This window comes from Streptomyces sp. NPDC049813 (assembly GCF_044465085.1).
GTDB lineage: Bacteria > Actinomycetota > Actinomycetes > Streptomycetales > Streptomycetaceae > Streptomyces.
Window position 1 is genome coordinate 22119 of sequence record NZ_JBITLI010000026.1, and the last position, 20970, is coordinate 43088.

The 20970-nt window shown below is 72.7% G+C and carries 19 protein-coding genes; 8 read left to right on the forward strand and 11 right to left on the reverse strand.

The window, feature by feature from the left end; genetic code table 11:
- The first annotated feature begins 89 nt into the window (after positions 1-89).
- The 3 genes from ACIBW6_RS34010 to tyrS all read left to right on the forward strand — a co-directional run bounded on the left by ACIBW6_RS34010 (position 90) and on the right by tyrS (position 4375).
- Positions 90-1649: a TldD/PmbA family protein gene (locus ACIBW6_RS34010; protein ID WP_399066643.1), complete on the forward strand. Its 1560-nt coding sequence runs from the start codon at positions 90-92 to the stop codon at positions 1647-1649.
- A complete protein-coding gene (locus tag ACIBW6_RS34015) occupies positions 1646-3040 on the forward strand; it encodes a metallopeptidase TldD-related protein (protein WP_399066645.1) in 1395 nt (464 codons plus the stop codon). Before ACIBW6_RS34010 ends, ACIBW6_RS34015 begins: the two co-directional genes overlap by 4 nt.
- 63 nt (positions 3041-3103) lie before the next feature.
- On the forward strand, positions 3104-4375 hold the full coding sequence (gene tyrS, locus ACIBW6_RS34020) for a tyrosine--tRNA ligase (RefSeq protein ID WP_399066647.1): 1272 nt from the start codon (positions 3104-3106) through the stop codon (positions 4373-4375).
- 113 nt (positions 4376-4488) lie between these two features.
- On the opposite strand, the gene ACIBW6_RS34025 is transcribed toward tyrS, so the two are convergent.
- Complete coding sequence (locus ACIBW6_RS34025) at positions 4489-4764, reverse strand: GlsB/YeaQ/YmgE family stress response membrane protein (protein ID WP_399066649.1); 276 nt, start codon at positions 4762-4764, stop codon at positions 4489-4491.
- Between the two features lie 224 nt (positions 4765-4988).
- On the opposite strand from ACIBW6_RS34025, the gene ACIBW6_RS34030 reads away from it, so the two are divergent.
- Positions 4989-5339: a DUF3099 domain-containing protein gene (locus tag ACIBW6_RS34030; RefSeq protein WP_399066651.1), complete on the forward strand. Its 351-nt coding sequence runs from the start codon at positions 4989-4991 to the stop codon at positions 5337-5339.
- A gap of 228 nt (positions 5340-5567) precedes the next feature.
- Positions 5568-5825 carry a hypothetical protein gene (locus ACIBW6_RS34035; protein ID WP_399066653.1) on the forward strand — a complete coding sequence of 86 codons (258 nt, stop codon included), beginning with the start codon at positions 5568-5570 and terminating at the stop codon, positions 5823-5825.
- A gap of 70 nt (positions 5826-5895) precedes the next feature.
- Here the strand turns inward: ACIBW6_RS34035 and moaA are convergent, their stop codons facing one another.
- The 3 genes from moaA to ACIBW6_RS34050 form a co-directional block, all read right to left on the reverse strand.
- On the reverse strand, positions 5896-6894 hold the full coding sequence (gene moaA / locus ACIBW6_RS34040; RefSeq protein WP_399066655.1) for a GTP 3',8-cyclase MoaA: 999 nt from the start codon (positions 6892-6894) through the stop codon (positions 5896-5898).
- A 146-nt stretch (positions 6895-7040) separates the two neighbouring features.
- Positions 7041-8666, reverse strand: a complete 1626-nt coding sequence (locus tag ACIBW6_RS34045) for a cation acetate symporter (protein ID WP_399066657.1) — start codon at positions 8664-8666, stop codon at positions 7041-7043.
- Positions 8663-9034 carry a DUF485 domain-containing protein gene (locus ACIBW6_RS34050; RefSeq protein ID WP_399066659.1) on the reverse strand — a complete coding sequence of 124 codons (372 nt, stop codon included), beginning with the start codon at positions 9032-9034 and terminating at the stop codon, positions 8663-8665. Before ACIBW6_RS34050 ends, ACIBW6_RS34045 begins: the two co-directional genes overlap by 4 nt.
- Before the next feature lie 315 nt (positions 9035-9349).
- Between ACIBW6_RS34050 and ACIBW6_RS34055 the strand changes: the two genes are divergently transcribed.
- The 3 genes from ACIBW6_RS34055 to ACIBW6_RS34065 all read left to right on the forward strand — a co-directional run bounded on the left by ACIBW6_RS34055 (position 9350) and on the right by ACIBW6_RS34065 (position 13856).
- Entirely contained in the window at positions 9350-10888 is a 1539-nt protein-coding gene (locus ACIBW6_RS34055; protein WP_399066661.1) for a S8 family serine peptidase, read from the forward strand.
- A gap of 11 nt (positions 10889-10899) precedes the next feature.
- On the forward strand, positions 10900-12405 hold the full coding sequence (locus tag ACIBW6_RS34060) for a S8 family serine peptidase (protein ID WP_399066663.1): 1506 nt from the start codon (positions 10900-10902) through the stop codon (positions 12403-12405).
- Positions 12406-12488: 83 nt separating this feature from the next.
- Complete coding sequence (locus ACIBW6_RS34065) at positions 12489-13856, forward strand: CoA transferase (protein ID WP_399066665.1); 1368 nt, start codon at positions 12489-12491, stop codon at positions 13854-13856.
- A gap of 43 nt (positions 13857-13899) precedes the next feature.
- On the opposite strand, the gene ACIBW6_RS34070 is transcribed toward ACIBW6_RS34065, so the two are convergent.
- The 7 genes from ACIBW6_RS34070 to ACIBW6_RS34100 form a co-directional block, all read right to left on the reverse strand.
- Positions 13900-14943: a zinc-dependent alcohol dehydrogenase family protein gene (locus ACIBW6_RS34070; protein ID WP_399066667.1), complete on the reverse strand. Its 1044-nt coding sequence runs from the start codon at positions 14941-14943 to the stop codon at positions 13900-13902.
- Between the two features lie 22 nt (positions 14944-14965).
- Positions 14966-15640: a lysoplasmalogenase gene (locus ACIBW6_RS34075; protein ID WP_399066669.1), complete on the reverse strand. Its 675-nt coding sequence runs from the start codon at positions 15638-15640 to the stop codon at positions 14966-14968.
- A complete protein-coding gene (locus ACIBW6_RS34080) occupies positions 15637-16524 on the reverse strand; it encodes a sterol desaturase family protein (protein ID WP_399066670.1) in 888 nt (295 codons plus the stop codon). Before ACIBW6_RS34080 ends, ACIBW6_RS34075 begins: the two co-directional genes overlap by 4 nt.
- 111 nt (positions 16525-16635) lie before the next feature.
- Complete coding sequence (locus ACIBW6_RS34085) at positions 16636-17871, reverse strand: amidohydrolase family protein (protein ID WP_399066671.1); 1236 nt, start codon at positions 17869-17871, stop codon at positions 16636-16638.
- On the reverse strand, positions 17868-19166 hold the full coding sequence (locus ACIBW6_RS34090) for an amidohydrolase family protein (RefSeq protein ID WP_399066673.1): 1299 nt from the start codon (positions 19164-19166) through the stop codon (positions 17868-17870). Before ACIBW6_RS34090 ends, ACIBW6_RS34085 begins: the two co-directional genes overlap by 4 nt.
- A gap of 22 nt (positions 19167-19188) precedes the next feature.
- Positions 19189-20073, reverse strand: coding sequence for an SDR family NAD(P)-dependent oxidoreductase (locus ACIBW6_RS34095; protein ID WP_399066675.1), 885 nt, complete (start codon positions 20071-20073; stop codon positions 19189-19191).
- The gene (locus ACIBW6_RS34100; RefSeq protein WP_399066677.1) at positions 20073-20870 is read right to left on the reverse strand and encodes an acetoacetate decarboxylase family protein; all 798 of its coding nucleotides are present in this window, start codon (positions 20868-20870) and stop codon (positions 20073-20075) included. The genes ACIBW6_RS34095 and ACIBW6_RS34100 overlap by 1 nt, the downstream gene beginning before the upstream one ends.
- Between the last annotated feature and the right edge of the window lie 100 nt (positions 20871-20970).

Genomic DNA, 20970 nt, shown 5'->3' on the forward strand with positions numbered 1-20970 from the left:
GTACGAAGAATCGACCACCGACAGTGACGTACACGACTCACTGTCGAGTCCCTACAGAAAGGTCTGGCCCGGCGGCACCGGCGCGCGACATGATCGGGCGACGACGTGACGACAGGGAGACATTCGTGGCTCATACGATCGATGAGGCCTTCACGGCGCTGCCCCTGCGGGCCCTCGCCGACGCGGCTCTCGCCCGGGCCCGCGCGCTCGGCGCCGAGCACGCCGACTTCCGCCTGGAGCGCGTGCGCAGCGGCGCGGTGCGGCTGCGGGACGCCCGGCCCGCGGGTGCGTCCGACACCACGGACCTCGGGTACGCGGTGCGGGTGGTGCACGGCGGGACGTGGGGCTTCGCGTCGGGCGTCGATCTGACGATGGACGCGGCGGCGAAGGTCGCCTCCCAGGCCGTGGCGATGGCCAAGCTGAGCGCCCAGGTGATCAGGGCCGCCGGCTCCGACGAGCGCGTGGAGCTGGCGGACGAGCCGGTGCACGCCGACCGGACCTGGGTCTCGTCCTACGGGATCGACCCCTTCACGGTGCCCGAGGAGGAGCGGGCCGGGCTGCTCGCCGACTGGAGCGCGCGGCTGCTGGCCGCCGACGGGGTCTCCCACGTGGACGCCTCGTTGCTCTGCGTGCACGAGAACAAGTTCTACGCGGACACCGCGGGGACCGTGACGACGCAGCAGCGCGTCCGGCTCCACCCGCAGCTGACCGCGGTCGCCGTGGACGCCGCGAGCGGCGAGTTCGACTCGATGCGCACGCTGGCGCCCCCGGCCGGCCGCGGCTGGGAGTACCTGACGGGCACCGGCTGGGACTGGGACGAGGAGCTGGCCGGGCTCCCCGAGCTGCTCGCCGAGAAGATGCGCGCGCCGAGCGTGCGCGCGGGCGCCTACGACCTGGTCGTCGACCCCTCGAACCTGTGGCTGACCATCCACGAGTCGATCGGGCACGCCACCGAGCTGGACCGCGCGCTCGGCTACGAGGCGGCGTACGCGGGCACGTCCTTCGCCACCTTCGACCAGCTCGGCACGCTCAAGTACGGCTCCGAGATCATGAACGTGACGGGTGACCGCACCGCCGAGCACGGGCTCGCCACCATCGGCTACGACGACGAGGGCGTGGCCGGACAGTCCTGGGACCTGGTCAGGGACGGGACGCTCGCCGGGTACCAGCTCGACCGGCGCATGGCCCGGCTGACCGGCTTCGAGCGGTCCAACGGGTGCGCCTACGCCGACTCCCCCGGCCACGTCCCGGTGCAGCGGATGGCGAACGTCTCGCTCCAGCCCGATCCGGGCGGCCTGTCGACCGGGGATCTGATCGCCGGCGTCGACCGCGGGCTCTACCTCGTCGGCGACCGGTCGTGGTCCATCGACATGCAGCGCTACAACTTCCAGTTCACCGCCCAGCGCGCCTACGAGATCCGGGGCGGGCGGCTCGCCGGGCAGGTGCGGGACTTCGCCTACCAGGCGACGACGACCGACTTCTGGGGCTCGATGGCGGCGGTCGGCGGCCCGCAGACGTACGTCCTGGGCGGCGCCTTCAACTGCGGCAAGGCCCAGCCGGGCCAGGTCGCGGCCGTCTCGCACGGCTGCCCCTCGGCCCTCTTCAAGGGCGTCACCATCCTCAACACGACGCAGGAGGCGGGCCGATGAGCGGCCGCAGCAGCAAGCCGTACGAGATCGTCGAGCGCGCTCTCGAGCTGTCCCGGGCCGACGGCTGCGTCGTCATCGCCGACGAGACGTCCAGCGCCAATCTGCGCTGGGCGGGCAACGCGCTGACCACGAACGGGGTCACGCGCGGGCGGACCCTGACCGTCGTCGCGACCGTCGACGGCAAGGAGGGCACGGCCACGGGCGTCGTCTCCCGCTCCGCCGTCACCGCCGCCGACCTGGAACCGCTGGTGCGGGCCGCGGAGGAGGCCGCCGCGAAGGCCGGGCCCGCCGAGGACGCCCAGCCGCTCGTGACGGGCGTACCGCACTCCCCCGACTTCACGGAGGCGCCCGCCGAGACCTCCTCGGCGGTCTTCACCCGGTTCGCGCCCGCCCTCGGCGAGGCCTTCGCGCGGGCCCGCTCCGGCGGCCGTGAGCTGTACGGCTTCGCCCACCACGAGCTGACGTCCAGCTACCTCGGTACGTCGACGGGGGTGCGGCTCCGCCACGACCAGCCGAACGGGACGCTGGAGCTGAACGCGAAGTCGCCGGACCGCAGCCGTTCGGCGTGGGCGGGCCGGTCCACGCGGGACTTCGGGGACGTCGACCCGACGGAGCTCGACGCGGAGCTCGCGACCCGGCTCGGCTGGGCGGAGCGCCGTGTCGACCTGCCCGCGGGCCGCTACGAGACGCTGCTGCCGCCGACGGCCGTCGCGGACCTGCTGATCTATCTGCTGTGGTCCGCGGGGGCGCGGGACGCGGCGGAGGGCAGGACCGTGTTCTCGAACCCGGGCGGCGGCACCCGGGTGGGCGAGCGGCTGAGCGGGCTGCCGCTGACGCTGCGCAGCGACCCGCACGAGCCCGGCCTCGAAGCGGCGCCGTTCGTGCTGGCGCACGCCTCGGGCGACGACGCGTCCGTCTTCGACAACGGGCTGCCGCTGGCCCCCACGGAGTGGATCTCCCGGGGCGAGCTGGCGCAGTTGTCGACGACCCGGCACAGCGCCGCCCTGACCGGGCTGCCGGTGGCGCCGGCCATCGACAACCTCGTCCTGGACGGCGGCTCGGGCAGGTCGCTGGAGGAGATGGTCGCCGCCACCGGGCGCGGGCTGCTGCTGACCTGCCTCTGGTACATCCGCGAGGTCGATCCGGCGACGCTGCTGCTGACCGGGCTGACCCGGGACGGCGTCTATCTCGTCGAGGACGGCGAGGTGGTCGGCGAGGTGAACAACTTCCGGTTCAACGAGTCGCCGGTCGACCTGCTCCAGCGCGCCACGGAGGCCGGACGCACGGAGAAGACGCTGCCCAGGGAGTGGGGCGACTGGTTCACCAGAGCCGCGATGCCCGCGCTGCGGGTGCCGGACTTCAACATGAGCTCCGTCAGCCAGGGCGTCTGACCCCGTCCTTGCCGCCCCTAGACTGGGCGGTACCCATCAGCACTTCCGAGGAGACACAGAACCGTGACGGACATCGTCGACGAGCTGAAGTGGCGCGGGCTGTTCGCCCAGTCCACTGACGAGGACGCATTGCGCAAGGCTCTCGCGGACGGTCCCGTCACGTTCTATATCGGGTTCGACCCGACGGCGGCGTCGCTGCACGTCGGGCACCTGGTGCAGGTGCTGACCATGCGCCGCCTCCAGCAGGCGGGGCTGCGCCCGCTGGCCCTGGTCGGCGGCGCGACGGGCCAGATCGGCGACCCGCGCCCGACGGCGGAGCGCACGCTGAACGATCCGGAGACGGTCGCGAACTGGGTGTCCCGGCTGCGTTCGCAGATCGAGCCGTTCCTCTCCTTCGAGGGGGAGAACGCGGCGGTCATGGTGAACAACCTGGACTGGACGGCCGGCATGTCGGCCATCGAGTTCCTGCGCGACATCGGCAAGCACTTCCGCGTCAACAAGATGCTCACCAAGGACTCGGTCGCCCGGCGCCTGGAGTCGCAGGAGGGCATCAGCTACACCGAGTTCAGCTACCAGCTGCTCCAGGGCATGGACTTCCTGGAGCTGTACCGGCGCCACGACTGCACGCTGCAGCTCGGCGGCTCCGACCAGTGGGGCAACCTCACGGCGGGCCTGGACCTGATCCACCGCCTGGAGCCGCAGGCCTCGGCGCACTGCATCGCGACGCCGCTGATGGTGAAGGCGGACGGCACCAAGTTCGGCAAGACCGAGGGCGGCGCCATCTGGCTCGACCCGCAGATGACGACGCCGTACGCCTTCTACCAGTTCTGGCTGAACGTGGACGACCGGGACGTCTCGACGTACCTGCGCATCCTGTCGTTCCGGTCGCGGGAGGAGCTGGCGGACCTTGAGCAGCAGACGCAGGAGCGGCCGCAGGCCCGGGCCGCGCAGCGGGCGCTCGCCGAGGAGCTGACGACGCTGGTGCACGGCGCCGGCCAGACCGCGGCCGTCATCTCCGCGTCGAAGGCGCTCTTCGGCCAGGGCGACGGGAACCTGGCGGACCTGGACGAGGCGACGCTGACCGCGGCGCTCTCCGAGCTGCCGAAGGCCGAGGTCACCGAGGTGGGCCCGGTCGTCGACCTGTTCGCCGAGGTCGGCCTGGTCGCGAGCAAGTCGGCGGCGCGCCGGACGGTGAAGGAGGGCGGCGCGTACGTGAACAACGTCAAGGTCGCCGCCGAGGACTTCGTCCCGGGCGCCGACCAGCTGCTGCACGGCCGCTGGCTGGTGCTGCGCCGCGGCAAGAAGAACCTGGCCGCGGTCGAGGTCAAGGCCTGAGTCGAGGTCAAGGCCTGAGTCGAGGTCAAGGCCTGACGCGCGAAAGGGGCCGGTCTCCCGGCGACGCCGCGGTGGCGTCGCCGGGAGACCGGCCCCTCTTCATATGCGGGCGGCTAGGCCCTGCGCTTGTTGCCGCGCAGCGCCGCCCAGGCCATGTCGCCGACGCCGACCACCACCACGGCGCCGATCAGCTGCAGCAGGTGCCGGATCCAGTCGATGCCCTTGGTGTCGTTGACGCCGAGGCCCGTGGCCGCCCAGTTGCCCAGGACGCTGCCGAGGATTCCGAAGATCACCGTCAGCCACAGCGGGATCTGCTGCTTGCCCGGCAGGATCGCCTTCGCGATCAGACCGAGCACGAGACCCACGATGATTGCCCACAACCAGCTCATGCCGTCGCCTCCTCATGCGGCGTGAGAGTGCGCGGACGCGCACCGTGCGATCAGTCTCTGTCCGCGACGCGTACGCCGCATGTCGGGCGGCGCCGTACGCGCTATGCCGGGGACCGCCCGAGTGGTCCGGCCTGCCCCGGTCTCGTAGCCTGCGCACCCCGGGCGTACCGTGGTGGGGATCCGGTCCGGGGAGAGTCCGGCGAATGGTCGGGTGGTGGAATGTGATGCGCAAGCGCAGCGGCAAGGGCGCCGCACAGGTTTTTCAGATCACCGGGGCCCGGCAGGGGCTCGCGGACGATGTCCGCGCACGGCAGCGCAAGTACGTCATCTCGATGTCGGTCCGCACCCTCTCGGTGATCCTCACGGCGGTCCTGTGGGACGTGCAGCGGCCGGTCGCCATCGTGACGCTGGTGCTCGGAGCCCTGCTCCCCTACGTCGCCGTGGTCTTCGCCAACGGTGGCCGGGAGAACGCGCCGGCGCTGCCCTCGACCTTCGTGCCGGCGCCGACGCGGCCCATGATCGCGCCGACCGTGGCCGGCGGGGTGGCGGAGCCCGGCCCGGAGGAGCGCGGCTGAACACCGTCGCCCGGTGCGTCCGGCAGGTCCAGGCGGTCCGGGGCGAAGCTCAAGAAAAGCTCAGATCAATCATGTAGTTCCAGTGCCGGTCAGCGGGTCCCGCGTGACATACTGCGTACGCGCTCCGCATCCCCCGTCGGAGCGACGGACCGACGCCGGGCAGCTCCCCCCGTGGCTGCTCGGCGTCGCCATTTCCGGGGCTCCGGGCGGGGCGTCTAGGGTGAACGCGTGAACCTCGCGAACCTTTCCGGACCGTCCGGCCCGTCGTCGTCGGACCCCACGACCCCTCAGTGCTCGGCCAAGGGCTGCCGTGCCGACGCGGTGTGGGTGCTCGCGTGGAACAACCCGAAGCTGCACACGCCCGAGCGGCGCAAGACGTGGCTGGCGTGCGAGGAGCACCGGGAGCACCTCGCCCAGTTCCTCGGCGTGCGCGGCTTCCTGAAGGACGTCGTGCCCCTGGCGGAGTGGGCGCCCGCCGAGGAGTGAACCGCGCGCGGCGCCGGGCCGGGTCTCAGCCCGCCGGTTCCTGGCCGGGCGGGTCTCGGCCGGCCGGGTCTCAGCCGCCGATCGCCGACATGGGGCGGTCGGGCTGGAGGAACGTGGGGTCGTCCAGGCCCGAGCCCGCCTTCTTGCCCCACATGGCGAGCTTCCAGATCCGCGCGATGTTCTCGTCGCTGCCCTCCGGGCCCTCCGTCCGCAGCGCGGCGCGCAGGTCCGTCTCCTCCGTCGCGAACAGGCAGGTGCGGACCTGGCCGTCGGCGGTGAGCCGGGTGCGGTCGCAGGCCGAGCAGAAAGGGCGGGTCACCGAGGCGATGACGCCGACGCGGTGCGGGCCGCCGTCGACGACCCAGCGCTCGGCCGGGGCGGAGCCCCGCTCGTCGGAGCCCTCGGCGGTGAGCTCGAAGCGGGTGCGCAGCGAGGCGAGGATGTCACCGGCGGTGATCATGCCGTCCCGCTTCCAGCCGTGCTGGGCGTCGAGCGGCATCTGCTCGATGAAGCGCAGCTCGTAGCTGTGCTCGACCGCCCAGGCGAGCAGCTCGGGAGCCTCGTCCTCGTTCAGCCCCGGCATCAGGACCGAGTTGATCTTCACGGGGGTGAGGCCCGCGTCGTGCGCGGCGGCCAGACCGTCGATGACGTCCTTGTGGCGGTCGCGGCGGGTCAGGGTCTTGAAGACGTCGGGGCGCAGCGTGTCCAGCGACACGTTCACCCGGTCCAGGCCCGCCTGCTTCAGGGCGGCCGCGGTGCGCTTGAGCCCGATGCCGTTCGTCGTCAGGGACATCTGGGGGCGGGGCTCCAGGGCGGCGACCCGCTCGACGATGCCGACGAGACCGGGGCGCAGCAGCGGCTCGCCGCCGGTGAAGCGGACCTCGGTGATGCCCAGGTGCGTGACGGCGATGCGGACGAGGCGGACGATCTCGTCGTCCGTGAGCAGGTCCGGCTTGGCCAGCCACTGGAGGCCCTCTTCGGGCATGCAGTACGTGCACCGCAGATTGCACCGGTCGGTCAGTGAGACCCGCAGGTCGGTGGCGACTCGGCCATAGGTGTCGATGAGCACGGGGGCCCCCTCCCGGTGACGTGTTCTGCCTTGTACCGTCCGAGCCTACGTGACGGGTCCGACAGAGGCAGGCCTGTGATCCCACGAGCGTGCCGCGCCCCCGTCGTAGAGAGCTACGACGGGGGCGTGGCCTGCGCGGACGCGGTTCAGTGCGCGCCGGTGCCGGTGAGGGAGCGGACCTCCAGCTCGGCGTACTTGCCCTTGTCGGCCTTCTCCTTGGCCAGGTAGGTGCCGAGGACGCCGAGGAGGAAGCCGACCGGGATCGAGATGATGCCCGGGTTCTCCAGCGGGAACCAGTGGAAGTCGACGCCCTTGAACATGGACGTCTTGGCGTTGCCGGAGACGACGGGCGAGAACAGGACGAGGAAGACGGCGGTGAACAGGCCGCCGTAGATCGACCAGAGCGCGCCGTTGGTGTTGAACCGCTTCCAGAAGAGGCTGTACAGGATCGTCGGCAGGTTCGCGGAGGCGGCGACGGCGAACGCGAGGGCGACCAGGCCCGCCACGTTCAGGTCCCGGGCGAGCGCGCCGAGGGCGATCGAGACGATGCCGATGAAGACGGTGGCCCAGCGGGCGGCCCGCATCTCCTGCTTCTCGCTCGCGCCGCCCTTCTTGATCACGTTCGCGTAGATGTCGTGCGCGAACGAGGAGGACGAGGCGAGGGTGAGGCCCGCGACCACCGCGAGGATCGTGGCGAAGGCGACGGCGGAGATGGACGCCAGCAGGATCGCGCCCCAGTTGGAGTCGACGCCGCCCAGATGGAGGGCGAGCAGCGGGGCGGCCGTGTTGCCTGCCGGGTTCGAGGCGATGATCTCGGCGGGCTTGATGAGGGCGGCGGCGCCGAAGCCGAGCGCGATCGTCATCAGGTAGAAGGCGCCGATGATGCCGATGGCCCAGTTGACCGACTTCCGGGCGGCCTTGGCGGTCGGCACCGTGTAGAAGCGGATCAGGATGTGCGGCAGGCCCGCGGTGCCGAGCACGAGGGCGATGCCGAGCGAGAGGAAGTCGATCTTCGAGGTGGCCGTGGCGCCGTACTTGAGGCCCGGCTCCAGGAACGGGGAGCCCTTGCCGCTGTTCTCGGCGGCGGTGCCCAGCAGGTCCGAGACGTTGAAGTCGAACTTCAGCAGCACCAGGAAGGTGAGCAGGATCGTGCCCGCGATCAGGAGCACGGCCTTGACCATCTGCACCCAGGTGGTGCCCTTCATGCCGCCGATGGTGACGTACACGATCATCAGGACGCCGACGAGGGCGACGATGCCGATCTTGCCCGCGTCCGAGGTGATGCCGAGCAGCAGGGAGACGAGGACGCCCGCGCCCGCCATCTGCGCGAGCAGGTAGAAGATCGAGACGACGATCGTGGAGGTGCCGGCGGCGGTGCGGACCGGGCGCTGGCGCATCCGGTAGGCGAGGACGTCGCCCATCGTGTAGCGGCCGGAGTTGCGCAGCGGTTCGGCGACCAGGAGGAGCGCCACCAGCCAGGCGACCAGGAAGCCGATGGAGTACAGGAAGCCGTCGTAGCCGAAGAGGGCGATGGCGCCGGCGATGCCGAGGAAGGACGCGGCGGACATGTAGTCGCCGGAGACGGCGAGGCCGTTCTGGAAGGCGGTGAACTGCCGTCCGCCCGCGTAGAAGTCGGCGGCGCTCTTGGTCTGGCGGCCGGCCCAGACGGTGATGACGAGGGTCGCGGCGACGAAGACCGCGAAGAGGGTGATGATCAGCGGACGGTGCTCGCTGGCCTCTGCGGCGGCGAGCAGGTGCGGTGCGGGGCTCATGCGCCGCCCTCCATCCGGGACTTGATGGCTTCGGCCTTCGGGTCGAGCTTCGCGGCGCTGTAGCGCGCGTACCACCAGGCGATGAGGAACGTGGTGAGGAACTGGGCGAGGCCGAACACCAGGGCGACGTTGATGTTGCCGAAGAGCTTGGTGCCCATGAAGTCGCCCGCGTAGTTGGAGAGCAGGACGTACACCAGGTACCAGGCGATGAAGGCGATGGTCAGCGGGAAGGCGAACGAGCGGTGGGCCTTGCGCAGTTCACCGAAGTCCGCGCTCTCCTGCGCCGCGACGAACTCCTCGGTGGAGGGCAGGGCCACGCCGGACGTGCCGGGGCTGCCTTTCTGGGGTGGTGGTGCGTCGGTGGCCACGGAGTCTCCTTGCGGTGCGGGTGCTGTCGGGGACGAATGGTTCTCACGTGACGCGGGTCACGTCAGCCGGGTCGCGATGGTAGGGCTCCCCGGCGTGATCCAACAGGGTCGGGTTTCGGCCAGGGCTCCCTGTCTCACGGCACGGAGGTGCGGGCGCGCCGGTTCAACTCCGCTGCTTTCTTTCGGAATTCGTTGCTGACCTGCGTCGACCGGGATACCTTCGCACCGCAACACGCGTCATGTACCTGCCCGACCACCACATGTGTTCGGGCTTTCCGTGTTCATCGAGTACGCCCCGGATGATGTGGAGACCCCATGGCTCATCTGCCCGCCAGACGCCGACGCCTCGCCCTCGCGCTGCCGATCGGCATGGCACTGACGGCGTCGTTCGGCTTCCTGCCGTCCGCGGCCGCCGTGCCCGCCGACTCCCCGGCGGCGACGGCCGGTTCGACCGATGCCGCGGCGTCGCTCGCGTACGTGGTGAACACGCGCGGCACCGACGGCCGCACGCTCGCCTCCGTGGGCAAGGCGATAACCGCGGCCGGCGGCTCCATAGTCGAGACGTACCGGAAGATCGGCGTCTTCGTCGTCCACTCCTCGAACGCCGACTTCGGCAAGCAGATACGCAAGGCGCGGGGCGTGGCCTCCGCGGGCGCGACCCGCACGGCCCCGCTCAGCCTCGCCGGCACCACCGAAGAGGGCGCCGTGCAGAAGCTCTCCCGCGCCGACGCCAGGGCCGCCGCCGCGCAGGCGGCCACGGCCCAGGAGCCGCTGGAGGCCGACCAGTGGGACCTGCGGGCGATGGGCGCGGACAAGGCCGCGAAGATCAACCCGGGCAGCCGGAAGGTCACGGTCGGTGTCATCGACACCGGCGTCGACGACACCCACCCCGACCTGACGGCGAACTTCTCCGCCTCCCAGTCGGCGAGTTGCGTCGGCGGCAAGGCGGACACCTCGCCGGGCGCCTGGCGGCCCGCGAACCCGGACCACTACCACGGCACCCATGTCGCCGGTGAGATCGCCGCCGCGCGCAACGGGGTCGGCGTCGCGGGCGTGGCGCCCGGCGTGAAGGTCGCGGGCATCAAGGTGGCCGACCCGGTCAGCGAGCTGTTCTACCCGGAGAGCGTCGTGTGCGCCTTCGTCTTCGCCGCCGACCACGGCATCGAGGTCACCAACAACAGCTACTACGTGGACCCGTGGCTCTACAACTGCATGGACGACCCCGACCAGCGGGCCATCGTCGACGCGGTGAACCGGGCGCAGCTGTACGCGCAGGCGAAGGGGACCCTGAACCTGGCGTCCGCCGGCAACTCCAACCACGACCTGGACGCCGACGCGATCCTGGACGACACCAGCCCGGACGACTCGACGCCGGTCAGCCGCACGATCGACCCGCACACCTGCTTCGACATCCCGACGCAGCTGCCCGGTGTCGTCACGGTCAGCGCGACCGGCGTGACCAAGTCCAAGGCGTACTACTCCAGTTACGGCAACGGCGTCATCGACATCGCCGCGCCCGGCGGTGACAAATACCAGATCCCGGCGGACACCCCCTCGAAGAACGGCCGCATCCTGTCCACGCTGCCCGGCGGCGAGTACGGCTGGCTCCAGGGCACGTCGATGGCGTCGCCGCACGCGGCCGGGGTCGCCGCGCTGCTGAAGTCGACGCACCCCAAGGCGTCCCCCGCGCAGCTCCAGGCGCTGATGAAGGCCCAGGCCGACGAGGAGGTCTGCCCGGCCTCCTACGACGGTGACGGCGACGGGGTCACCGACGCGACCTGCGAGGGCGGCAAGCAGCGCAACGGCTTCTACGGCTACGGCATCGTCGACGCGCTCAAGGCGGTGAAGAAGTGACGGCGCCGCGCATGGGCCGGCGTCTCCTGCGCACCCTCGCGCTCCCCGCGGGGCTGGCCATGGCGTGCGCGTTCGCGGTCGTGCCGGACGCCGGCGCGGCGCAGGCGTCCGTGACGGCCGACGGCCCCGAACTGAGCTACGTCGTCAACGTCCGGCCGGGCCACGCGAACGCGGTCCGCGCCGAGCGGGCCGTCGGCAGGGCGGGCGGCAGCGTCGTCATCGCCTACGACAGGATCGGCGTCCTCGTCGCCCACTCGAAGAACCCGGCGTTCGCGCGGACGATCCGCACCGTCAAGGGCGTGCAGTCGGCCGGTGCCACGCGGACCGCGCCGCTGGCCGCGCAGTCCAGCGACGACCTCGCCACGGAGCGGGTGCTGACCGCCGCGGAGGCCGCGCGGGCGGCCGGGCGGGCGACGGCGGCGCAGGATCCGCTGGAGCCCCTGCAGTGGGACCTGCCCGCCATGAAGGCGGACCGGGCCCACGAGAAGTCGCTGGGCAGCTCCCGGGTGACGGTCGGGGTGCTCGACTCGGGCGTCGACGACACCCACCCGGACATCGCGCCGAACTTCGACCGGAAGGCGTCGGCAAGCTGCCTGGGCGGCGTGCCGGTGCAGAAGGGCGACGCGTGGCGGCCGGTGGCCGGCGAGTCCGACCACGGCATGCACGTCGCGGGCACCATCGCCGCCGCGAAGAACGGCGTCGGCGTCACCGGGGTCGCGCCCGGCGTGAAGGTGGCGAGCCTGAAGGTGGCGGAGCCCGCGACCGGCATGTACTACACGGAGGCCGTCGTCTGCGGCTTCGTGTGGGCCGCCGACCACGGCGTCGACGTCACCAACTCCAGCTACTACACCGACCCGTGGCTGTTCAACTGCACGACGGACGCCGACCAGAAGGCGCTCGTCACGGCGGTCGGCCGGGCCTCGCAGTACGCGGAGCGCAAGGGCGCGGTGAACGTCGCGGCGGCCGGCAACGCCTCGACCGACCTCGCGCAGGACGAGATCGTCGACGACTCCTCGCCGGACGACACGACGCCGGTGCCGCGCACGGTGCGCACCAAGGACTGCCTCGACATCCCGTCGCAGCTGCCCGGCGTGGTCACCGTCTCGGCGACCGGCGCCAAGGGCATCAAGGCGTCGTACTCGAACTGGGGCAAGGGCGTCGTCGACATCGCGGCGCCCGGCGGCGACAGCACCGCCTACCAGCCGCCCGCTCCCCCGGCGGACAACGGCCTGATCCTCTCGACCCTGCCGGGCGGGAAGTACGGCTACAAGGCGGGTACGTCGATGGCGTCGCCGCACGTCGCGGGGGTCGCCGCCCTCATCAAGTCGACGCATCCCAAGGCGTCGGCGGCGCAGGTGAAGGCGCTCCTCTACAAGGAGGCCGACGCGACGCCGTGCACCGACCCGTACGACTACAACGGTGACGGGACGGTCGACGCGGTGTGCGTGGGCAGCGCGCACAAGAACAGCTTCTACGGAGCGGGCACGGCGGACGCGCTGGACGCCGTGACCAAGTAGCGGACGCGGAAGGGCACATGCGGGGAGGGGCCTTGCGGCTCCTCCCCGCTCTGTCGTGCGGAGCCGTCCGGCATAGTGCATTCATGACACACGCACCAGGTACCGCCGCGGTCTGGGACGCGCTCAGTGGCGATCCCGCACTGTTGTCCCACATCACCCACCGGCCGCGCGCGGGCTCACTGCCCGCCCGGCTGCCGGTGATCGGCCTTGCCCGCGCCTGCGTGGGCGCGTGCGCCCTCGCGGCGGCGGAACACACCGCCACGCGCGCGGGGCGGCCCGTCCCCGACGTGCAGGTCGACGACGGAGCGCTCGCGACCGCCTTCCACAGCGAGCGGCACCTGCGCATCGACGGGCGCCCGCCCGTCAACTTCGCGCCCCTGTCGCGGTTCTGGCGGACCGCCGACGGCATGGTGCGCACGCACGCCAACTACCCGCACCACCGGCAGCGGCTCCGCGCCGCGCTGGGCGTCGGCGCGGACGCGTCGGTGGAGGACGTGGCGCGGCTGCTCACCGGCCGGGCGGCCCACGAGGTCGAGGAGGCGGTGTACGCGGCCGGGGGCCTGGCCGTCGCGCTGCGGACGCCCGGGCAGTGGGCGGCGCATCCGCAGGGCGCCGCGGTGGCCGCACGGCCGTTGCTGACGCGGGAGCGGGTGGACGGCGCCGCGCCCCGCACCGCCCGGGGCGGGGCCCCGCGCGTCCTGGACCTCACCCGGGTCCTCGCGGGACCGGTCGCCACCCGGACCCTCGGCCTGGTCGGCGCGGACGTGCTGCGGGTGGACGCGCCGCAGCTCCCGGAGGACGCGGACACGCACGCCGACACCGGGTTCGGCAAGCGCTCGGCCCGGCTCGACCTGCGCGCGGCGGCGGACCGGCGGACCTTCGAGGAGCTGCTGGCCGGCGCCGACGTGGTGGTCACGGGGTACCGGCCGGGCGCGCTCGACCGGTTCGGGCTCGGCGCCCGTGAGCTGGTCGACCGGCGCCCCGGGCTCGTCGTGGCGTCCCTGTCGGCGTGGGGCGCGTACGGGCCGTGGGCCGGGCGGCGCGGCTTCGACAGCCTCGTCCAGGTGGCGACCGGCATCGCCGCCGTCGAGGGTGCGCAGGGCGAGCCGGGCGCCCTGCCCGCGCAGGCGCTCGACCACGGCACCGGGTACCTGATCGCGGCCGGGGTGCTGCGGTGCCTCACCGACCGGGCCGGGCACGGCGGTTCGTACGTCCTGCGGTACGCGCTCGCGCAGACCGCGCAGTGGCTGCTGGCCGGGCGGGACGACCCCGCGCCGGGCGCGGCCGGGGCGGCGCCGGATCCCGCTCCCTGGCTGGCGGAGACCGACAGCGCGGTGGGCCGGCTGCGCCATGCGCGGACCCCGGTGTCCTTCACGGGCGGCCCCGCGGACTGGGCGCGGTCGCCGAGCCGGTGGGGCACGGACGAGCCGGTGTGGCTGCGGCGCGGCTGAGGGGCTGGCCGTCCAGCCTCCCGGCGCGGCTCCCGCGTCCGTCCTAGTTCGTGACCATGACCTTCAGGGCGGTGCGCTCGTCCATCGCCTTGTAGCCCTCGGGCACGGCTTCGACGCCGACGGTCAGGTCGAAGACGGGCGAGGGGTCGATCGTGCCGTCGAGGACGTCGGGCAGCAGCTCCGGGATGTAGCTGCGCACGGGGGCGACGCCGCCGCGCAGCGCGATGTTCCGGTTGAACATGACGCCGAGGTCGAGGCCGGTGCCGCTGCCGTGCGGGACGCCGACGAAGCCGATGGCGCCGCCGTCGCGGGCGATGTCCACGGCCGTCCGCATGGACTGCTCGGTGCCGACGGCCTCGATCACGCTGTGCGCGCCCTGGCCGCCGGTCAGTTCGCGGACCGCCGCGACGGCCGCCTCGCCGCGCTCGGCGACGACGTCCGTGGCGCCGAAGCGGCGCGCGATGTCGGTGCGGGCCGCGTGCCGCCCGAGCGCGATGATCCGGGCGGCGCCGAGCCGCCTGGCCGCGAGGACGCCGCACAGCCCGACCGCGCCGTCCCCGACGACGGCGACCGTGGCCCCCTCGCGGACGCCCGCGCCGAGGGCCGCGTGGTGGCCGGTGCCCATCACGTCGGAGAGGGTGAGCAGGGCGGCGAGCAGGCGGTCGTCGGAGGCGGCCGCCGCGGGCAGCGTGACCAGGGTGCCGTCGGCGTACGGGACGCGGACGGCCTCGCCCTGGCCGCCGTCGTAGCCGACCGCGCCCCAGAAGCCGCCGTGCTCACAGGAGGTGGTCAGGCCCTCGCGGCAGTAGTCGCAGACGCCGTCCGACCACATGAAGGGCGCGACCACCAGGTCGCCGCGGCGCACGCCGGACACCTCGGTGCCCGTCTCCTCGACGATGCCGAGGAACTCGTGGCCGATGCGCTGGCCCGGCTCCCGCGCCGCCTCGCCGCGGTAGGCCCACAGGTCGCTGCCGCAGATGCAGGCCCGCAGGACGCGGACGACGGCGTCGGTGGGCAGCACGACGACGGGATCGGGGACGTCCTCCACCCGCATGTCGTACGGGGCGTGGATGGTGGTGGCGCGCATGAGGTGGTTCCTTTTGTGCAGGTCAAAGAGGTGTGTGCCGGATCGCGGCACTCCTTTCACGGTACGCCGCCTCCGGCGCGGCCCGCTCGCCGAGCACCCCCCTGGCCAGCAGGTACTGCGCCGCCATGTAGGTGGCCATGACCCAGAAGCCGGGGCACGGCGGCTGCGGCCGGTCGGCGATCCCGGCGGCGATGAGCGTGTCGGACAGCAGGAACAGCGCGCCGCCGGTCCCCGCGACGGGCCCGACCCGGCAGGCGCCGTACGCCATGGCGGTGAGCAGCACGCTGTAGCCGGCGACGGGCCCGCGCATCTCCCCCGGCAGGCCCGGCCACAGGAACGCGAGGGTCGCGGCCAGGGCGACGCAGTAGGCGACGGCCAACAGGGCGCCCCGCGCGCGGGGCGTCCCGTGCCGCCGGAAGAGGACCAGGTAGCAGCCGTGTCCGGCGGCGAAGCAGGCCATCCCGGCGAGGAACGCGGCGTCCTGGTCGAACAGGAGCAGGACGTCGCCGCCCCAGCCGCACAGCAGCGCGGCGCACAGCAGCCGGGGCCCGCCGCGCGCGGCGACGTACGCCGCGAGCAGGGGCATGAGCAGCGGTTTGGCGACGGTGTGCGCGGTGTCGGCTCCGGCGAGCAGCGCGCCGAGGTCGACGGCGCAGACGACGAGGAACGTGGCGCGCAGGGCCCGCGGCAGGGTCACGCGGCGCCCTCGGTGACCTTCTGCGGCGGGTGCTCGGGCACGAGCGCCGGCGCGGGCTGCCAGCCGGGCCCGCGGAAGAGGCGCCCGGCCCGCTCGCGCCAGCCGGTCGCCGCCCTCAGGTCCCGGGCGATCGCCGCGTACTCGTGGGTGGCGACGCGCAGCGGGTTGTACGTGTCGATGTTCTTGGTCAGCCCGTACACCGGCCGCTCCTCCTCGCCGACCCACGAGCCGAAGAGGCGGTCCCAGACGATGAGGATGCCGCCGAAGTTGCGGTCCAGGTAGCCGCCTTGGGAGGCGTGGTGGACGCGGTGGTGGGAGGGCGTGTTGAAGACGTACTCGAAGGGGCGCCCCAAGGTGCCGATGCGTTCGGTGTGGATCCAGAACTGGTAGACGAGGTTGGCCGAGGAGCAGAACGCGAGCGCCGCCGGGTGCACGCCGAGGGCGATGAGCGGCAGGTAGAACGGCCAGGAGGTGACGCTCGTCCAGGGCTGGCGCAGCGCGGTCGACAGGTTGAACCTGCGGCTGGAGTGGTGCACGACGTGGCAGGCCCACAGGATGCGGATGACGTGGTGCCCGCGGTGGGACCAGTAGTAGAAGAAGTCCTGCGCGAGCAGCATCAGCGGGACCGTCCACCACAGGACGGGCACGCGCAGCGGCGTCAGTTCGTAGATCGCCGTGTAGAGCGCGACGACGGGGATCTTCCACAGGAAGTCGAAGACCAGGCTGCCCAGGCCCATGGTGATGCTGGTCGCCGCGTCCTTGGTCTCGTATCCGGCGGCGTCCTCGTCGGGATGGAGGCGCACGCTCACGATCTCGACGATCGTGAGCAGCACGAAGGCGGGTATCGACCAGAGCACGACATCGGGCAGGTTCGGCGACGGCATGCGTGCACCGTAAGGGCGGGTGGCGGGCCCCGGCTAGGGGTTGTTACCGACAAGTATTACCGGTGGTACGTCGTCGGCCGGGGCCGGGGCCCGCCGGGACCCCGCCCGGGCTCACCAGACGCGGACCGATCCCCCTCGCGCGAAGACCGGGCTGGTCGCGTCGGCCGGCGGCTCCTTGAGCGGCTCGTCGATCTCGGCGACCGTCGGGCCCACGCGCGCGGCGATCGGGTCCAGGAGGGCGAGGTCGAAGCCGTAGACGCGGGCGGCGTTGCCGCCGACCATCGCCGCGATCTCCGCCGGGGGCAGGCCCGCGTAGGCGATGCGCAGACCTTCGCGGGTGTAGGGGTGGGTGCCCTCGTCGTGCGGGTAGTCGCTGCCCCACATGATCTTGTCGAGGCCGATGCGGTCGCGCAGCGGCACCTCGTGGGGGCGCATGAAACTCGCGCCTACGTAGCAGTTCTCCCGCCACACTGAGGAGGGGCCCTCGCCCATGGCGTCGGCGAGCCCCGCCCCGAACTTGGCCTCGGCCGTGCCCGCCTTCGACGCCGCCGCGACGAGCCGCCCGTGGTAGTAGTCCAGCATGTCGAGCACGCCCGGGATCCAGCCGGAGCCCTGTTCGGTGAGGACGAGCCGCAGCCCCGGATGCTTGCGGAACGCGCCGCCGAAGATCAGGTGCCACAGGGCGCGGTGCGAGAACCAGGTCGTCTCCACCATGAAGACGGCGCGCGCGGCCGGTTCCTCGCCGAGCGGCGGGGAGGCGGAGCCCGCGTGGTGGTTGACCGGGACGCCCAGCTCCGCGCAGACCCGCCAGATCGGGTCGTACGCCGCCGAGTACAGCTCGGGCAGGCCGGAGCCGGGCGGGGTGCCCGGCAGCAGCAGGCCGCCCGTCAGGCCCGCTCCGGCCGCCCAGCGGATCTCCTCCACCGCCTCCTCGACGTCGTTGAGCAGGATCTGGAAGACGCCCGCCCTGCGGCCCGGGGCGGCCGCGCAGAAGTCCGCGAGCCACCGGTTGTGGGCGCGTAGTCCCGCCCAGCGCCGCGCGAACTCCTCGCGCGTGGGCGCCGGAGCCATGAGGGACGCCGACGGGAAGAACGGCGGGACGGTGTTGGGGAAGACCACTTCGGCGACGATGCCGTCGCGCTCCAGCTCCGCGAGGCGGCGCGCGGAGTTCCAGTTGCGGTCGGCGGTGTCGGCGAGCAGGTCCGCGTAGGGGTTGACGTAGGCGGCGGCCCACGCGTCGAAGGCGTCGTGGTGCGCGCGCTCCAAGTAGGGCTTGTAGTCCAGGAGATCGGCGCCCGCGTGGCAGTCCGCCGAGATGACCGTGTACCGCTCCGGGGGCCGGGTCACGGGGTCACCCCCAGGGCGGGGAAGTCGTGGTCGGTCAGCCAGTGCCGGCCCACGTCCCGCGAGCGCGCCCAGGACGCCGTGACGGCGCTCTGGTCGCCGTCCTGCCCCAGGTCGGCCGGGGTCGGGCCGATGCGGGCCGCGAGCGGGGCGAGCCGGGCGGTGTCGAAGCCGAACACCTCGGCGGCGGCCAGGCCCAGCATGCGGCGGGTCTCGTCGACGGGGATGTCGTGGAAGGTGGTGCGCAGCCACGCGCGCGTGTTCGGCCAGGTCCCCTCGGGGTGCGGGAAGTCGCTGCCCCACAGGATGTTGTCGACGCCGATCTCGTAGCGCTGCGCCAGTTCGCGGCGCTTGGTGTTGGTGGCGCAGATGAAGACCTGGCGGTCCAGGTACTCGTGCGGCGGGCGTTTCAGCTCGGCGAAGGGGGAGAGCTTCTTGCCGCCGTGGGCGCCCAGGTAGAGGCGGTCCATGAACCACAGCAGGTTCGGCAGCCACCAGCAGCCGGACTCGGCGACGCCGAACCTCAGCCCGGGGTGCCGCTCGAAGACCCCGGACCACAGCAGGAACCAGAGCGGGCGCGCGGGCCACCAGGTCACCTCGCTCACGTAGATGCCGAGGTGGTCGCCGTACTCGTGGCGCGGTGCCGCCCCCGAGTGCGTCATGACGGGCATCGCGCACTCGGCCGCCGCCGCCCACACGGGGTCGTAACGGGCCGCGTGGTAGGGCTCCTTGTCGACCCACATGGAGGGGATCATCAGCGCGCCGAGCCCCGACTCCTTGGCGCGGTGCACCTCGGCGACGACCTGGTCCGGGTCGGCCGTGACGGGCAGCAGGGCGACGCCGCAGTGCCGTTCGGGGTGGTGCGAGACGAAGTCGGCGAGCCAGCGGTTGTGGGCCTGCGCGCCGGCCATGCCGAGCGCGGGGTCCTGGTCGCCGGAGAGGCCGAGCCCGACGCCGAAGGGGGCCGCCGTGCGGCTGTCGACCGCGTCCGCGTCGGGGAAGACCACCTCGGCGGCCACCCCGTCGCCGTCCAGCTCCTTCAGGCGCTGCGCCGCGTCCCAGCCGCCGCGCAGGCCCTCCTCGTGGTCGGCGAACCACCGGTCGGCGAAGGCGTCGTTGCGGATGCCGAGCCGGGTCGCCTCCGCGCGGCGGGCGTCGCGCTCGCCGAGGAAGTCGTCGAAGGCGCGGTGGAAGCGGCTGTCCAGGTAGGGCCGGTACTCCTCGGTGGGCAGTCCGGCGTGGCAGTCGGAGGAGATGATCAGGTACGGGTCGTCGTGCGCGCTGTGCTGGGCCGTCATCGGATGTCACCCCTCAGTCGGGTCAGTCGCGAACGAAGCTCTCCAGGTACGCCGGGTCCGCCCGCTCCAGCATCGAGGCGGCGCGGGCCCTGATCTGCCGGTCGCTGTGCTCGCTCGGCGGCAGCAGCCAGAACCGGTCGGCGGCGATGCCCGCGGCGACCAGCTCCGCCACCTCCTCGACCGGCGTGAACGCGACCTCCCGGCCGGCCTCCTTCATGGCGGCCTCCCACTGGTCGAGGCTGCGGTAGGGCGTCGTACGGGGGCGCTCCTTCGCGTACTTCCGCGGCCGGTTGCGGTGCGACTCCCACAGGCCCGTGCGCAGCATGTGGGGGCCCGGGAAGAGCACGGAGGCGCCCACGCGCGCGTGCTCCTGGCGCAGATGGGCGTAGAGCGACTCGGTCATCGTCACGACGGCCGCCTTCGTGACGGCGTACACGGACGCCGTCGGCAGCGGTGCGATGCCGCCGTCGCCGGAGGACGTGTTGACGACGTGTCCGGGCTCGCCGCTCGCGATCATGCGCGGCACGAACGCCTGGATGCCGTGGAAGACGCCCCACACGTTGACCGCGAACGCCCACTTCCAGTCGTTGGGATCGTGCTGCCACATGCGGCCCTCGGCGCCGGAGCCGACGCCCGCGTTGTTGCAGAGCACATGGCAGCCGCCGAACGTTGTGTACGTGGCCTCGGCCAGCTCCACGACCTGCGCGCGCTCGCCGACGTCGACCACGCGCGCGTGCACGGTGGCGCCCTCGGCCCGCAGCCCCTCGGCCGCGGCCGCCAGCGCCTCCTCCTCCACGTCCGCCAGCACCACCTTCAGGCCGTCCGCGGCGAACCGCCGCGCCATCGCCAGGCCGATGCCGCTCGCCGCGCCGGTGACGACGGCGACCCGGCCCGCCTCCAGGCGCATCAGACGCTCCCCTCGGGCGGCCCGTCGAGGAGCTGGCGCGGGTCGTCGTAGCGCTGGTGGATGTAGGGCAGCAGGGCCTGGCCGTCGACCCGCTCGACGACCCGGCCGCGCTGGTCCGTGGTCTTCTCGCCGAGGGTGATCTCCACCAGGGTGCGTACGGGCAGGTCGGCGACCGGGTCGTACATGGACTCCCGCAGCACGACGTCCCCGGTGATCCGCTCCAGCTTCCTGACCTTCTCGCGGCGGACGCAGTGCACGAGGACCGGGTCCGCGTCGAAGCCCGAACCGTCCACGGCGGGCAGGAACTTGAAGTAGAAGTCCGTCCGGTGCGACGGCTCCGGCACCGGCAGGCTCCCGCTGACGGCGCCCCGCACCTCGACGAACTCGATGCCGTGCCGGCCGAGCGCCGCCCGCACCACGAGCCCGTCGCGCTCCACCGTGACGTCGCCGAGCTTCTTCGGCTCGCCGAACACCTCGCGGCCGCCGGTCAGCGCCCGCTCGTGGGTCATCGGCATGACCAGCGGATACCAGCCCTGGACTCCGCCGTGCTCGGCGGCGACCGCGACGGAGCCCGCGCCCAGCGGGTAGCCCGGCAGGTCGACCTTGCTGATGGTGGCCCGCACCAGAGGCCGCGCGGCGGGCTTCAGCGGCGGCGGCAGCACCGCCGCGACCGTGTCCGGATCGGACTCCCACACGGCGACCACGCCGGTGGACCAGATGTCGGGGAGCTTGCTGCTCGCGGTGCGCGCGGCGGCGATCTCCGCCTCGGTGCGCGCTCCGTACCGTACGCGTGCCATGTCGTACCGCCCTTTCGTCCGTGACGTGTCGGGGGTTCGTGCGAGGCGCCTGTAACACTGTTACACCGGCGGCGATGAAGGGTAAAGACACGTGCGCCGG